The 13,945-nt window shown below is 61.0% G+C and carries 15 protein-coding genes; 14 read left to right on the forward strand and 1 reads right to left on the reverse strand.

From position 1 onward, the window contains the following. Position 1: 1 nt before the first annotated feature. Both QTJ18_RS12035 and QTJ18_RS12040 read left to right on the forward strand, forming a co-directional pair. Positions 2-1,813, forward strand: coding sequence for a DNA primase family protein (locus tag QTJ18_RS12035; protein WP_252754856.1), 1,812 nt, complete (start codon positions 2-4; stop codon positions 1,811-1,813). Positions 1,814-2,218: 405 nt separating this feature from the next. Beyond that, positions 2,219-3,019: a hypothetical protein gene (locus tag QTJ18_RS12040; RefSeq protein WP_252754857.1), complete on the forward strand. Its 801-nt coding sequence runs from the start codon at positions 2,219-2,221 to the stop codon at positions 3,017-3,019. 149 nt (positions 3,020-3,168) lie between these two features. On the opposite strand, the gene QTJ18_RS12045 is transcribed toward QTJ18_RS12040, so the two are convergent. Beyond that, positions 3,169-3,957 (reverse strand): collagen-like domain-containing protein, encoded by a 789-nt coding sequence (locus QTJ18_RS12045; RefSeq protein ID WP_252754858.1) that lies wholly within the window; start codon positions 3,955-3,957, stop codon positions 3,169-3,171. Between the two features lie 87 nt (positions 3,958-4,044). On the opposite strand from QTJ18_RS12045, the gene QTJ18_RS12050 reads away from it, so the two are divergent. The 12 genes from QTJ18_RS12050 (at position 4,045) to QTJ18_RS12105 (ending at position 13,942) form a co-directional block, all read left to right on the forward strand. Further along, positions 4,045-4,614, forward strand: coding sequence for a hypothetical protein (locus tag QTJ18_RS12050; protein ID WP_252754859.1), 570 nt, complete (start codon positions 4,045-4,047; stop codon positions 4,612-4,614). Positions 4,615-4,769: 155 nt separating this feature from the next. Next, on the forward strand, positions 4,770-5,396 hold the full coding sequence (locus tag QTJ18_RS12055) for a hypothetical protein (RefSeq protein ID WP_252754860.1): 627 nt from the start codon (positions 4,770-4,772) through the stop codon (positions 5,394-5,396). Next, the gene (locus QTJ18_RS12060; RefSeq protein ID WP_252754861.1) at positions 5,393-7,513 is read left to right on the forward strand and encodes a terminase gpA endonuclease subunit; all 2,121 of its coding nucleotides are present in this window, start codon (positions 5,393-5,395) and stop codon (positions 7,511-7,513) included. Before QTJ18_RS12055 ends, QTJ18_RS12060 begins: the two co-directional genes overlap by 4 nt. After that, entirely contained in the window at positions 7,510-9,171 is a 1,662-nt protein-coding gene (locus QTJ18_RS12065) for a phage portal protein (protein ID WP_252754862.1), read from the forward strand. Before QTJ18_RS12060 ends, QTJ18_RS12065 begins: the two co-directional genes overlap by 4 nt. An 80-nt stretch (positions 9,172-9,251) precedes the next feature. Continuing rightward, a complete protein-coding gene (locus QTJ18_RS12070) occupies positions 9,252-9,428 on the forward strand; it encodes a hypothetical protein (RefSeq protein ID WP_252754863.1) in 177 nt (58 codons plus the stop codon). 13 nt (positions 9,429-9,441) lie between these two features. Then, complete coding sequence (locus QTJ18_RS12075; protein ID WP_252754864.1) at positions 9,442-10,503, forward strand: head maturation protease, ClpP-related; 1,062 nt, start codon at positions 9,442-9,444, stop codon at positions 10,501-10,503. 15 nt (positions 10,504-10,518) lie between these two features. Continuing rightward, positions 10,519-10,890, forward strand: a complete 372-nt coding sequence (locus QTJ18_RS12080; RefSeq protein WP_252754865.1) for a head decoration protein — start codon at positions 10,519-10,521, stop codon at positions 10,888-10,890. A gap of 15 nt (positions 10,891-10,905) precedes the next feature. Continuing rightward, a complete protein-coding gene (locus QTJ18_RS12085; protein ID WP_252754866.1) occupies positions 10,906-11,934 on the forward strand; it encodes a major capsid protein in 1,029 nt (342 codons plus the stop codon). 68 nt (positions 11,935-12,002) lie between these two features. Beyond that, positions 12,003-12,224, forward strand: coding sequence for a hypothetical protein (locus QTJ18_RS12090; protein ID WP_252754867.1), 222 nt, complete (start codon positions 12,003-12,005; stop codon positions 12,222-12,224). Positions 12,225-12,228: 4 nt separating this feature from the next. Further along, positions 12,229-12,612 carry a hypothetical protein gene (locus QTJ18_RS12095; protein WP_252754868.1) on the forward strand — a complete coding sequence of 128 codons (384 nt, stop codon included), beginning with the start codon at positions 12,229-12,231 and terminating at the stop codon, positions 12,610-12,612. Beyond that, the gene (locus QTJ18_RS12100) at positions 12,612-13,424 is read left to right on the forward strand and encodes a hypothetical protein (RefSeq protein WP_252754869.1); all 813 of its coding nucleotides are present in this window, start codon (positions 12,612-12,614) and stop codon (positions 13,422-13,424) included. Before QTJ18_RS12095 ends, QTJ18_RS12100 begins: the two co-directional genes overlap by 1 nt. Next, complete coding sequence (locus QTJ18_RS12105; protein WP_252754870.1) at positions 13,424-13,942, forward strand: baseplate assembly protein; 519 nt, start codon at positions 13,424-13,426, stop codon at positions 13,940-13,942. Before QTJ18_RS12100 ends, QTJ18_RS12105 begins: the two co-directional genes overlap by 1 nt. Positions 13,943-13,945 lie beyond the last annotated feature (3 nt).

Below are 13,945 nucleotides of genomic sequence, written 5' to 3' on the forward strand. Positions count from 1 at the left end.
GTTGACCGACCCAAAAAAGAATGGCGTTCCTGATGAAGTCGCCCGTATCCTGCAAATGGCTGTTGAACAGCGGGCTGTCTATTCCAGCAACCCGGACCCTCTGCCCGTTCAGCCGGCCCGAGAGGAAGAGCCGGACCTTGAGCTCACCGCTGACGAGCTGCTCGAGGAATGCGCGGCGCTGCCGGAGACCGATATCGGCAACGGTGAGCGTCTCCGTATTCGCTACGGCAAGTTTCTGCGCCATGTAACGCATGTCGGGTGGCACGGCTATGATGGGCAGCGATGGATGGAAGACACATCCGGCGCCGTCGTTCGCAAGTTCGCGCACCGGACCGCCGAGTTCATCGATGAGGAAGCAATCATGCTCGATTGCTCGGATGAGGAGAAGGCGATCATCGTCGCCGGCCGACAGGCACGTGAAGATCTGAAGGCGCTCGGCGGCAAGAGCAAGGATTGGGATGCTGCGAAGCTTGCCGAATTCGAGAAGCACACTGATCTCGTCAAGCGTATGAAGGATGTCGAGGACGCCCGCGCAGGCCGCATGTCGGCCAGGCACAGCTTTGCCAAAAGCTCCTGCGGGTCGTCGAAGATCGACAACATGATGCGGGAGACGGTGCCTTACTGCTCGGTCGAGGTAAAGCAGCTGAATACGGACCTCTATGCCATCAACACCCAAACAGGCACATTGAGGTTCTTCTCCTCAGAAGCTGGCGCGGGGAAGACGGGCAAATGGCAGGTGAGGGTGGACCGCCATGATCCTCGCGACCTCGTATCCAAGCTGTCGGAAGTCATGTTCGACGGCAACGCCAGGTGCCCGCTGTTTGACCAGTTCCTGAAGCGGGTGATGCCAGACGTCGATTACCGGCGCTTCCTGCAGCGCTACATGGGTTACTGCCTGTTGGGCCTTACCGGCGAACAATGCCTTCTCTTCTTCTATGGCGCCGGCCGCAACGGTAAATCGACCTTCGTCGACCTGATGGTCGATATTCTCGGCGACTATGCGGCCTCGATGTCGATCGACAGTTTTGCTGGCGAAAAGCGACGATCCGGGGCGGAGGCGACACCGGATCTCGCGCGCCTTCCAGGCGTACGCCTTGTAGCCGCCTCGGAGCCGGAAATGGGTGTGCATCTGAAGGATGCCTTGATCAAGGTGTTGACAGGGGGCGAGCCGATACCGGTCCGTCATCTGAACAAAGACTTCTTCGAGCTCATCCCGCAGTTCAAGATCATTCTGTCCGGCAACCACAAGCCCATCATCAAGGATGACAGCGACGGCATCTGGCGGCGCGTGCACCTGGTGCCCTGGGAGATCCAGATCCCCGAGGATGAGGTCGACCGCGATCTGCCGCGCAAACTGCGAGCGGAGCGGCACGGCATCTTCGCCTGGATGGTGAAAGGTGCGCTGGATTACCTGGAGAATGGGCTTGGCGTGCCTGCCGGCGTTCGGGCAGCGACAGCCGAATATCGAGAGGAGAGCGATCCGATTGGCGCGTTCATTCGCAACGGTTGCCACGTGACGGGATCTGATGCCGATCGCGTCACGCCAGAAGAGCTGTTCAACGCTTACATGCGGTTCGCAAGACGTGAGGGCCTATCCGAGTTCAGGCCGAATACATTCACAAGGCGTCTGCCGGACCAGTGCCGGAAGACGTGGAAAGGCCCGGACGGACTTATGCACATGTTTCGGAAGGGCAAGTCCGGCTCAACCTTCTACTTCGGCATCTCCATCAGGGATGAGTTCCGCGGGACTACCCATGGCGACGCCGCGCCACCGTCGCACCATCACGAGGAATGGCCAGATGACATCCGCTGATCACCCGGACCCTTCGCGGGAGACCAGGGCCGCAATGGCCTCAGCTTGCCTTGCGCCCAGTTCTGAGGGTCCGGGGCCATCGATATGGGGCGGAAGGGACGATCCGACCGTACATTGGGTCGATAATTCAAGAGGTTGGGAGGGTAAAAGATAATGAAAACAATGCTTGGGGCGCTAGGGACGCAAAGTCGCAACCTTTCGCATATGCGTGTGCGCGCGTGTAAGAACCCTTCATGTATCGGTTCGTATTGCAAATGCTTCCTCGCGCATCATTAGAGGTATCAACTTTGCTTCCCTACCCTCCCAAGCATTAAAATCATTGCGAAATCTCGTCCCATTTATCGTCCCTAATTATTCTTCTTCCTTCCCTAACGTCCCAAAAGTCAAATAAAGGCTTGTGAAACCATGAAAACCGTTACAATCGAAGGTCTGTTGCAGTGGGCATTCTGCCAGGAGCTCTGCAAAGTCGGTGCTGGCAGCGGTGATGGTCTGACGGCAGTCGCGTCATCGAACTGGGAGGTCACTCGTGACATGGCGGTGCTCGGCACCATCATCGACAAGAGCCCGAACCTCTACGGCGTTGTTCCAGGCTTCATCGAGGATGGTGAGCCTCACCCCGATGCGGTGAAGGTCGGCGAGGCGGTTCGGGCTCTCGCCGGTATCGGCATCGATCTTCCGGAAGGCTGGATGCCATTTCCCGAGTTCGAGGACCCGTATGGTCTGATCGCCGGCGAGGTCGAGCGCGTTGCGGATGAAGTCCGCATCAAAGGTGATCTGCTTTCAGGGCGCCATCTGGTCGCCTTGGTCACGCGAGCGGCAATCCTTGGTCACGGACCCGACTGGCGTTGCGATCAACCTAGCTTCCTGGTGGTCAGCGCCCACGGCAAACCGCGTTGGTTCGTCAAGAAGAAAGCGCGCGACGCCTTCAATCGGATCTATGAGTTCGAGGGAAACGGTTATGACAGCAAGCGGTGCAAGCCGGTTCGCGGTGCATACCGCAAGTATGAACTGGAGCGTATGCTGCGTGGCGATATCCTGTCTCGTCTAGACTGGCAGCTCTGGCAAGATGCGCTCCAGCAACTAGCGAATCAACTGGATGGCAACCTCGGCGCTCACCGTCTCATGCCGTTCTTCCCAAACCGCGCTCCGTGGGGAGGGTACAAAAAAATGGCAGATGAAGCTCATGTCGTTGAAAATGCTATTTAATTATTTTCAGTTGCCCCTCTTTCGCGAAGACAGATGTTTGACATAGCTTAGACACAGTAAAAAAGATCAGGAAACGGCCCGCCGGCGGAGACGCTCAGGCGGGCTTCGCATATCATCGAGAAGAAGATGTGGTCCTAAGGGTCGCGTCGCTACGGTCGGCATCGGACGGTGATATCCACCGCCTGGTCTTTATCATTCGGCAAAGGATGTGAAAGGCGATCGTAAATCATGCGACATGGCATGGCCGTCGGAAGGGGAACCTCGTCACCAGGTTTCAATCGGTACCATTTCTGATCGATCTTGAAAGGTGAGTTCGCACTGTTCGCATCACCTACGGCAATGAGTACATCGTCATCGGTTACGTAAACGGTGTCGTTCTGAAAGACGCGGTATTTCTTTGTGAATGACCCCGAGCCCGCTGTTTGACCAGCGCCGTTTGATACATTCGCCTGCTCCGCTCCCGTCTGACTGGGAACTTGGATACTTCGTCCTTCGGGTCCAGCTTGGCCGGGATCGCCCTTGGGTCCTCTAAGTTCGCTTACCGAGATCAAATTCGTCCAATCTGCCGAGCCTGAATAGCGCCATTGAATATAGGACGCATCGTTTCGCAGTTCGATTTGGCGGCCATCGATCCCATCTCGGCCCTTTGGTCCCTCTTCACCTTGAGGACCCCTGAGCCCCGGAATGCCAGGCGGGCCTTGCTCTCCTGTCTCACCTTTCGGGCCACGCGGCCCGATCTCATCGGCCTTTCGATTGGACAAGAGCGACTGCAATTGTGTGATCTGCCCCTTCAATTGCTCGACCTCGGCCCGAGAGTTGTCGACCTGGTTCTTCAGGTTCCCGACCCATATGCCGAGACCGATCAATGCGCCGGCCACAGCAATTAGGCTCGGAAGGTCTTTTACCGTGGTCTTGAACCAACTCTCAGTTGTCATCATCACCCCCATGCTTGATAGCGAAGATTTTGCATGTGAGCATTGGCTTGTCGAGCCTTCGCCGCCGCGTGCGGAACGGGAGGCGAGGCGATGAGAATGGTCCATGTGGCCTGGGCTGATCAGGTGCTGCAGCATTACGGCAAGCGGATCCTCGATCTCAACGAACGGTTTCCGAAGGTTCTGCCTCGGATCATTAATCAGGTAGGCAACCGGGCAAAGACGCAGGTCATACGAAACCTGACGAAGCAGACGGGTCTGCCGAGAAAGACAATCGTGAAGGCGGTTGGTGATCCGGCCGTCGCTCGCCCTGGTCGCCTGTCCTATGAGATGGTGACGCGTGGCGGGAACATTCGCCTCAAATATCTGGGGGCAAGAGAGACGGAGACCGGCGTCGTTGCCAAACCGTTCGGCAAGACTACGCTCTATCCTGGCGCCTTCATGCGCGGCGGCCGTTTCCCGAACCGCAAAGAGGTGGCGAAGTTTGACGGTCATGCCTTCTATCGGCTGAACCGATCGGGAACGAAGATCACATTCGCCAGATCCGGCGTCTTCATCCCCACGGAGATGACGAGAGGCGCAACGAAGGCAGCCTTCGACCGGATCGCTGGCCCGCTCCTGCAGCAGAGGGTGGACGCGGCTATGCAGAAGCTGGTCCCTTGACCCTCATCGGTCGGGGCACCCCCCGGGTTCAGGGACCGTAGCGCAGAAAATCAGCCACACGGGGCGGCGCGACTGCGCGATTTTGCCAGTGCGATACTTCGCAACCGGTACACGGATACACGTGGCAAGCACACGTGATGCACGGGACATGCACGATGGAAGAAGACTGGATCTCGATCACGGAGGCCGCGTCACGATTGACGGCTGTTGGCGACCGGATCGACCGCTCGACGTTGTCGCGCTACCTGAAACAGCACGCGGAAGCGCTGCCGCTGAAGCCGGAGGGAAAATCGAACCTGGTCGATTACATCGCCCTGGTACAGCACCGCGGCGAGAACATCCGCATCCGGGCGCCGGTCGCGGCCGCATCCCAGCCGCAGACGGCCGTCGTGCATGGCAGGCTGCAGCAGCCGCGGTTTGTCGGGTCGCAGTCGGACGGGGCCGCACGTAAGGCGCAGGCCGATGCCGAGCTGAAGGAAATGGACCTGGCCGAGCGCCGGCTCGAGCTGACGCCGGTCGGAGAGGTCGACCAGGCCGGCCGCGATGCGGTCGCCATGATGCAGAGCGCGTTCGAGCGGGCAATCGAAAGCGAAGCCCAGATGCTGTCGCTCAAGTACGGCTGGGACGAGCGTATCGTTCGCCTAGCTCTCAAGACATTCACGAAGACCGGCATCGCCGTCTTCAATCGTCAGGTGCTCGAGAAGCTCGATGCCATGCGTCGTCGCGACGATGCAGCCGGCGCCGGCTTTTCGGATGAAGCGGAACACACGTCGCTGCAATGACTGTTCAGGATATTAGGACACGCTTTCCGCATTTGCCGGACGGCGCGGTCGCCTTGTTCTCGGGCCTTGCTGCCGCAAGCCGTACCGTCGAGGATCTGACGCTCAGCGAGCATGCCGAACGCTACCGCAAGGTCTCGCCGGAATCGGGCTCACCCTGGCCGGGCGATTTTAAGGTGGATCGCGTGCCTTATCTTCGCGAGCCGCAGGATTGCCTGCATCCTGATCATCCGGCGCGGCGGGTGACCTGCCGTTGGGCGGCCCAGCTTGGCAAGTCGACAGCGATCGAGAACTGGTTCTGCTACATCGTCGATCAGGCGCCGGGCTCGATGATGATCGTGCTGCCCACGCTTGAGGAGGCCACGAAGTTCAATCGCGTCAAGCTGCAGCCGACGATCGAGGCTTCGCCGCGCGTGGCGCACAAGGTTCTGCCGGTCAGCAGCCGCGACGAGCAGGGAAGCACGACCTCGTTCAAGCGTTACGCCGGCGGGTTCTGCCAGATCGTCAACGCAGGCTCTTCCAAGGGCCTGCAGATGGTGTCGATCAAGTATCTCGCCATGGACGAGGTCACCGGCTACCCGAAAGACGTCGATGGCCGCGGCAGTCCGCGTGACCAGGCGCGGGCCCGACAGAAGATGTACGGCGATCTTGCCAAGGAATGGCAGGGTTCGACACCAGGCGTTGCAGGCGAGTGCGCCATCACTGACGACTTCGAGTCCGGTGATCAGCGCTATCGGTATGTGCCTTGTCCGCATTGTGCGCACTGGCAGCCGTTGACGTTCGACATGATGCGGCCGGCAGATCCTGATCGCGACCTGCCGGTACATTTCAGGTGCATGCGCTGCGACGAGGTCATCCTCGACGGTCATAAGCACGAGATGAACGCCCGGGGCCATTGGATACCGCGGCGGGTCCGCGAGGGCGACGATCCTGTGCCGATGGTCATCGCACCCGATGATATCGATCTGTGGCGCTGCGACCCTTGCGAAGGGCGTTGCCGGGATTGGCAGCCCAGCTATCACCTGTGGGCCGCATACGCGCCCAAGGAGAAGTGGTGGGAGATCTGGGCCCGCTGGGAGGATGCTCAGGGTGACGTCACAAAGATGCGCACCTTCTGCCAGCAGGATCTGGCGGAACCATACGATCCGGGCGGCGTCACCGTCGAATGGGAGAAGATCGTCGAGGCGGCGAGAGACGAGATGCTGCCGGCACGAAAGATCCCTTCATGGGCGGCCCTTGTCGTCTCGGCCGCCGACGTCCAGGGCTACGGGATCAAATGGCTGGTTTATGCGATCGGCCCGCGCGACCAGATGCAGTTGATCGACCGCGAGATCTTCGAGGGTCCGCCGGACCAGTCCGACGAGCCGTGGATCAAGCTTTCCGACGCCCAGGCGCGGACTTATCCGACGGAGAACGGCAAGCGCGAGAAAGGCATCGATCTGAGCGGCGTCGATTCGGGCTGGGCAACGGACCGTGTCTATCGATACTGCGCCGGGCGCCCGAACGTCTTCCCGCTCGACGGGCGTGAGCCGATCGGCCTGCCGTGGCTCGGAACGCCCGTCAAGAAGGACATCAAGGATCATCGCAAGCGTGTGGTGGCCAAGGTGCTTCTCTATCCGGTCGGGCTTTACGATGTCAAAACCGCTGTCACCGCGGCGCTCGCCAATCTGGTGCAGGGCCGCGCGGAGAACGGCCATTGGCCGCGCAACACGATCCACTTTGGCGCTGACCTCTGCGACGAGGAGTTCGCTAAGGAGCTGACGGCCGAACGTCTGGTCGATGCGGACGAGGAGGCGCGTGCCAGCGTATCCCGCCGGGCTCGGCGTCTCATCAAGCCGAAGGCGGGCCGCCAATGGAAGAAGATCGTCGGGCGGGTCAACGACTGGTTCGATGCAACCGTCTACGCCTACGCTCTGGCCTGGTACCTGCAGAACAAACGCAGGCTGACGCTCGATCGCTGGGCCGATCTCGTTCGTGATCTGCATGGTGACGACCAAGAGCCGGCGGATTTGTTCGAGCATGCCGAGCAGAACCCGTTCGTGAAACAGAAGCCGAAACCGGACAAGACACAACCGGCAGCCCCACGGCCGCCGCGCAGGAAGTGGAAATCCTACTCGTGACCGAGCCGAAACCGCGACACAGAGTGAAGGCGACCAGCGAGCGCCTTCAGCCGGCAGGTCAGGCGGAGCGCCGCGGCAAGCCGGTGGCGCGCTACCTGCGCAGCGATCGGGCGGGCGTGCTTGCCATGCGTAAAGCCACGATGCGCGACGGTCATCGCGATGTGCGGGAAGCGGCCGAACGCGCCGCGGCTCTGGCCATCGACTTCATGCACAATTCCGGCTGGATCGCCGGCGCTGTCACGCAGGTGCTGTGCGACACGATCGGCGAGGAGCTGAAGCTCAGCTGCCGGGCAAAGCTGAAGAAGCTCGGCTATTCCGACAAGCAGGCCCGCGAATGGCGCAGCCTCGTCGAGGAGGAATGGCGTAAATGGGCCTGGAACCCGAAGGAATGCGATCTGGCCGGCAAGGCAACGATTGCCGAGATGGCGGATGCAGTCCTGCGCAGCTTCCTTGGAACGGGTGAAGCCTTCGGCATCCTCGATTTTATGGAGGCGCGCGAGCGTCGACGCTACGGCCTGTCCACGGGCATCAAGGTCTCTTTGGTCGCCTCGCATCGTTGCCCGCGTATAACGCGCGAGGCGGAGGGGCTCGATGATGGCGTGTTTCACGATCTGAACGGCCGGGCGATGGCCTACCGCTTCAAGGTCCGCACGCGCGGCGTCGAAAGCGAGCGGGATGTTGACGCGGCCGATGTCATCCACGTGATGGACCGTGGCGAGAACGTCAACAGTCCGCGGGGGATATCGCCTATCGCGCCGGCGCTGAAGGTCTTGTCGCAGGCCGACCAGCTTGCGGATTTTACACTGGCGAAGGCGCTGTTGCAGACGGTGTTCGCAGCGACCATCAACAGCCCGGAGCCGAGTGAGGACGCGTTCAAGTCGCTCCAGACACTGGAGGAGATCGAACAGCCGGAAGGTTGGAAGGACGAGGAATCCGGCAGCTGGACCGACTTCATTGGCGGCCTGCAGCAGGATCTGATGGATGTCTGGAGCATGCGTGTCGATGCGCTGAAGGAGAAGGGCATTTCGATGTCCGATCCGGCGCGGGTCAATCACCTCGGCCCAGGTGAGACGTTCACGCTGCACACGACCTCGACGCCCAACAGCGATTACCTGGAGTTCTTCCGTAATCTGTTACGGGAAATCGCCCGGTGCATCGGGGTCACCTACGAATCGCTGTCGATGGATCACACCGACGCAAGTTATTCGTCGGTGCTGATGTCGGTCGCCAGCATCTGGCCAATCGTGCTTCGCAGGCGCAACCGGATCATGATCCCGTTCCTTCAGTCGATCTTCGAGCGCTGGCTCGAGGAGATGATCGAGACGGGCAAGATCCGGATCCGGGGCGGTGTTCAGGCCTTTCGACGGTTCCGTGAGGACATCTTCCAGGCGGAATGGCACGGACCGGGCGCACCGTCAGCCGACAACTACAAGGCGGCGATGGCCGACAAGATCGAGCTCGAGCTCGGCATTTCGAGCTTCTTCGACATCTGCGCCAAGCGTGGCAAGAACGGCCAGGAGCAGATCGACCAGCTCAGTCGGGAGAAAAAGATGTTCGAGGACGCCGGCGTGCCGCACCCATTCGGACGTACGCAAGGCGGCGGCGGACCACAGGGCGCTGCCATGGAAGGTAACCGCGAACCGGCAAAGGCGGCATGATGGCAGACGAACCTGATCCGATTGCTGTCGATTGGTGCGCAAGAGCCATCAAGCTTCGTAATGTGGAAGAAGCCTTGCTCATGGGTGAGATGGTAACCGAAGCCCGCTTCGGTACCGACATGATGGCCTATGCCACGGCCGGTCTGGATGTCGTGCAGCGGGAACTGGAAAAGGCAATCCGGCAGTGCCGGATTGCTAGAGGCGAGCGGGTGAAGCCGCGGCGTTACGCGATCTCCGGGCGCATGCGCCCCTACTAAGGATTACCCGAACATGAGTGCGATTGTTGAAGACGGAAAGCTTAGGCTTACCGGCTATGTCGGCGACTATTATTTTGACGACGGTTTTACCGCCCAGGATGTGGTGCTGGCGCTGGCCGGCATCGACGCGACCTCCGAGCTCGATGTCTTCGTCAACTCCGGCGGGGGTGTCGCGTCCGAGGGCGCCGCCATTCATGCGCTGCTGTCAGCTCGACCCGGCGTCACGAATATAGTCGTCGAGGGGATTGCCGCCTCGGCCGCCTCCCTGATCGCCATGGCAGGCAAAACCGTCACCATGTCGGCGGGTGCCGTGATGATGATCCACGATCCGAGCGGGCACACCTTCGGCAACGCATCCGACCATTCCAAAACGATGGAAGCGCTCGATGCACTCGCCACGGCTTATGCCCGCGTCTACTCGGCGAAGTCCGGCAAAACACCGGAAGAGTGCCGCGAGATCATGAAGGCGGAGCGATGGCTGACACCGGAAGATGCCGTCAAGGAAGGCTTCGCCGACAAGACAACGGAGACGGTCGCCAAGCCGGTTGCCGCCTTCGACTATCGCCTGTTCGCGCATGCGCCTTCGAGCCTGACCGCACTGGCGAAGGAAAAGAACTGGTCGTCACCGGCCACCATGGCGGCACGCGCCGCAGAACCCCGTCCACCCAAGGAGCCTACCATGACGGACAAGGAACGTGCGGATCAGCTTGCCGCCGAAAATGCCAAGCTGAAGGCGGATCTCGACAAGGCCAACGGCGGGATCGAAGCCGCGGTGAAGGCCGATCGCGAGCGTCGCGATGCCATCATGTCGCTCGACGAAGCCAATGGCCGCGAGAAGCTTGCCGAGCACCTGTTCATGGTCGGCAACAGCGTCGACCAGGCCAAGGCAACGCTTGCCGTCTCGCCGAAGGCCGACGCCGGCGCTGGCAACGGCTCTGAGGGTGAGGGTGAGTACCGCCCGCGCCAGACCATGCACGCTCAGGGTCTCAACAATGGCGGTGGCGGGGCCGGCGGTGAAAAAGCCAGCCGCTCTGTTCTCTCCGCATCCGTCGACCGCGCCAACAAGCGCCGCTAACAGGAGGCAGCTTCCATGACCGTGCTTACCCAGAAACTGCGCCATACGGCGCACTACATCGTCTCCGAATCGCATGGCTATCGCTCGCGCGATACCGGCGTCATTGCCAGCGGATCCGGCATTCTCGAGCCGGGCGCCGTCCTCGGCAGGGTGACGGCGAGCGGCAAGTACAAGGCGTACACGCCGGGCGCCGCCGACGGATCGCAGAACGCGGTCGCTGTCCTCTATGAGGGCTGCGATGCCCGGACCGCAGACGTCCGGCGCACGCTGACGGTCCGCGACACGGAAGTGCAGGCGGATGTTCTCGTCTACGCCAACGGTGTCACCGACGCCCAGAAAACCACAGCCCTTGCCGCTCTGGCAGCGCTAGGCATCGTCGCCCGCTAAGGAGGGGCAACTTCAATGGCACTTGTTGCAGATATCTTTACCCAAAACGCCTGGGGCGTTGTCGAGGTGCAGGAAGAGATCGTCGAGAAGGTCGATTTCAAGCCGCAGCTTCTCGGCACGCTTGGCCTCTTCGCGCCGATCTACTCCCGGTCGCGCACCATCGGCATCGTCGATCGGAACGGCTCGCGCACGCTAATCCCGACGTCGCCCAATGGCGCGCCGCCGGAGGAACTGATCCCGAAAGGGGCCAAGATGCGGACGATGGAGACCGTTCGCCTCGCCAAAGGATCGACGATCTATGCGATTGAGCTTGCCGGCGTCCTGGCGCTGCCTTTCGACGAGCAAACCGTCGAGGTGGCCGACGAGGTCACCAGTCGCACGGGGCAGATCAAGGAAGACATGGAGCTCACTTGGGAGCACATGCGGTTTGGCGCAGTGCAGGGCAAGGTCCTCGATGCCGACGGCGAGACCGTCCTCATCGACTGGTACGACTTCTGGGGCATCGATGAGCCGGCCGAGATCGACTTCGAGCTCGACGATCCGACGACCGACGTGCGCAAGAAGTGCCGCGACCTGAAGCGCGACATGCAGCGCCGCGGCAAGGGGCTCTGGACGCCGAACACCAAGATCGGTGCTCTGGTTGGCGACGAGTTCTTCGATCTGCTGGTCAACCACGCCCAGATCAAGGAGACCAAGCTCGGCACGGAACGCGCGGCTTCGCTCGAAAACATCGAGGGTTACTCCTCGATCGAGATCGAGGGCATCGTTTTCATCAACTATCGCGGTACCGACGATGACACGACAATCTCGATCGGCAGCGAGAAGGCCCGCTTCTTCCCGATCGGCGCGCGCGGCGCGTTCCAGGTAGGCTGGGCGCCGGCTAGCGAGTTCAAGCCGTACCTCAACAAGCGCGGCCAAGAGTTTTACGGGCTCCTGCTGTCGGACAAGTCCGGTCGTGACGAGTGGGATCGGGTCGAGCTCTACAGCTACCCGCTCTTCATCTGCACGCGGCCGGAGATGCTGCTGAGCGCACGCGCCAAGTAAGCGGCAGAGTGCCTCACCACAAACTGCCGGCGCGATGGTCGCGCCGGGCAACACAGCAGGAGTGAAACATGTCTACGAAAATGGTGACCGAACCCGGCTACTACAACGGCAAGTTCCTGAAGCCTGGCATGTCCTATGTCGAGGGCCAGGGCAAGGGTGCCGGGGATGACGCCGTCGACCTTGCCTCTATGACAAAGGATCAGCTGCTGGCGGAGGCCGAGCGCCGCGGCATCGATGTCGATCGCAGTAAGACCAAAGCCGAGATTCTCGCCGTATTGGACGAGGAATGAACTGATGCCGATCGCGGCAAACGTGCGGGATCTGCAGACGATCGTCACGACAGGTCTCGATCAGCGGTTCGCTGAGCGCGTCCGGCATCTGCCGATGGCAAAGTCTGAGCCGGACGATAGCCGGGAGAGCGTTGAGTTCTCGGCTATCCTGCGGGTTGGCGGCGGCCAGGAAACCAATCTTGGCAGCCGCAGCGGCTCGGCCTGGCGCACCTCGCTTGCCGCCGGCAAGGCGGAGCTGCACGTCGACCATAGGGCTTGGCCGCAGGTGAAGGCGACTGCGGGCGATCTGATCGTCGCGCTCGAGCGGGTCGGCGAGCCGATGTTCGAAGTTTTGCGGGTCGACGACCGCGGCGAAACTCGCCTTGTTCTGGAACTGGGAGAAGCCTGATGTCGCTTGCTCGAATTGCCTTGCGTATCGCTGCTATCGAGGCAATCCGCGGGCGCACACTTGTCGGGGACAATGTGCTCGACAGCCCGAACGGAGCGTTGGACATCCAGGCAGACGGGACGCTGCGGACGGCAGAGGAAAGGCCGTTCATTTCGGTCTTCACTGACCTCTCGAAGATGGAGGGTCCGTCCGGCCGCAGCCTGGTCGAAAACGGTGCCTGCGATATCGTCTTCGAAATTGGGGTGTCGACGGCCATGTTTCAGAAGGACCGGACGACGGGCAAAACGCATCTGGTCGGAATTGACATTCCGGCTTCGGACCGCAATCGCGAATTCTTTCTCGACATTGTGCAGCGGCAAATCTTCGACGCCTTGAACGACCCGTCGAGCAACTGGGCCGAAATCTATCGCGGGCTGCAATATCGGGTGATGAAGGTCGAGTTCTACGGCGCGCGCAGCACCGATGACGGCCAAAAGCTCACCGGGCATCAGGTGCGGGTTACGGTCGATCTGGCGGATGATCCGGTAACAGGTGAAGCGCTGCCTGATGACAGCCCGTTTATGCTGTTCCTGTCCGGCATCGAGGCGATGACAGATGCGACTTATCAAGAACAGGCGGTCCTGATGCGAGCCATACTCGCCGGCAGCAACGAGGATTGGCAATCGTACCAGCGCCGGCTTGGTCTGACGAACAGCGAGTTGCTCGCGGTCGGCCGCGGCCCGCTTCATGCCGACGAAGAACGCGAAACGCCGCCTCTAACTGAGGCGACGCTGGATATCGAGAATGCAATCACGGTTACGGTGCAAAGCTGATGTTGTCGGAATTCATAGCGCAGCGCGTCGAGCTCGAAATGCTCAAAACCGCTTTCGGCAATAGCCTGAAGGTCGGCCCTGTCGAGTTGGTCGACGCAAAGAAGGGTTACCGACTGCGCCTCGGCGGCACGGATGAGGAGCCTTTCCTGTCGCCCTGGTACCCTCATCCCGAAAGCGGCAAGACCTCGGTCCCGCTGAAGAAGGGGCAGATCGTCGGCATCATCAACCCGAGTGGCGATCCGCGGCAGGGATTAATGTTTCGGGCCGGCTATTCCGACGCCAACCCCAGCCCGAACGAGGACATGGATGCCAATGTCTTCGAAGATGCTGGCGTCAGGGTATCGATCGCCGATGGTGCGCTGGTCATCGAAGCCGGTGGCGTCACCGTGACCATCAGCGGTTCGGGCGTGTCTGTCACCGGTGGTCGTTTCGAGCATGACGGTAAAAACATTGGATCAACCCATGTCCATGGGGGGATCTTCAAAGGCGGCGAACGGACAGACGCGCCGGAAGGCTAAACC

This window comes from Rhizobium sp. SSA_523 (assembly GCF_030435705.1).
In the GTDB taxonomy this organism is placed as follows: Bacteria; Pseudomonadota; Alphaproteobacteria; order Rhizobiales; family Rhizobiaceae; genus Neorhizobium.

What these genes read in the sequence shown, in the direction of transcription:
- QTJ18_RS12085 (WP_252754866.1), top strand. Translation starts at nt 10,906, where the DNA reads ATGGCACTTGTTGCAGATATCTTTACCCAAAACGCCTGGGGCGTTGTC.
- QTJ18_RS12045 (WP_252754858.1), bottom strand. Translation starts at nt 3,957, where the DNA reads ATGATGACAACTGAGAGTTGGTTCAAGACCACGGTAAAAGACCTTCCG.
- QTJ18_RS12080 (WP_252754865.1), top strand. Translation starts at nt 10,519, where the DNA reads ATGACCGTGCTTACCCAGAAACTGCGCCATACGGCGCACTACATCGTC.
- QTJ18_RS12050 (WP_252754859.1), top strand. Translation starts at nt 4,045, where the DNA reads ATGAGAATGGTCCATGTGGCCTGGGCTGATCAGGTGCTGCAGCATTAC.
- QTJ18_RS12095 (WP_252754868.1), top strand. Translation starts at nt 12,229, where the DNA reads ATGCCGATCGCGGCAAACGTGCGGGATCTGCAGACGATCGTCACGACA.
- QTJ18_RS12105 (WP_252754870.1), top strand. Translation starts at nt 13,424, where the DNA reads ATGTTGTCGGAATTCATAGCGCAGCGCGTCGAGCTCGAAATGCTCAAA.
- QTJ18_RS12060 (WP_252754861.1), top strand. Translation starts at nt 5,393, where the DNA reads ATGACTGTTCAGGATATTAGGACACGCTTTCCGCATTTGCCGGACGGC.
- QTJ18_RS12100 (WP_252754869.1), top strand. Translation starts at nt 12,612, where the DNA reads ATGTCGCTTGCTCGAATTGCCTTGCGTATCGCTGCTATCGAGGCAATC.
- QTJ18_RS12040 (WP_252754857.1), top strand. Translation starts at nt 2,219, where the DNA reads ATGAAAACCGTTACAATCGAAGGTCTGTTGCAGTGGGCATTCTGCCAG.
- QTJ18_RS12090 (WP_252754867.1), top strand. Translation starts at nt 12,003, where the DNA reads ATGTCTACGAAAATGGTGACCGAACCCGGCTACTACAACGGCAAGTTC.
- QTJ18_RS12055 (WP_252754860.1), top strand. Translation starts at nt 4,770, where the DNA reads ATGGAAGAAGACTGGATCTCGATCACGGAGGCCGCGTCACGATTGACG.
- QTJ18_RS12070 (WP_252754863.1), top strand. Translation starts at nt 9,252, where the DNA reads ATGGGTGAGATGGTAACCGAAGCCCGCTTCGGTACCGACATGATGGCC.
- QTJ18_RS12075 (WP_252754864.1), top strand. Translation starts at nt 9,442, where the DNA reads ATGAGTGCGATTGTTGAAGACGGAAAGCTTAGGCTTACCGGCTATGTC.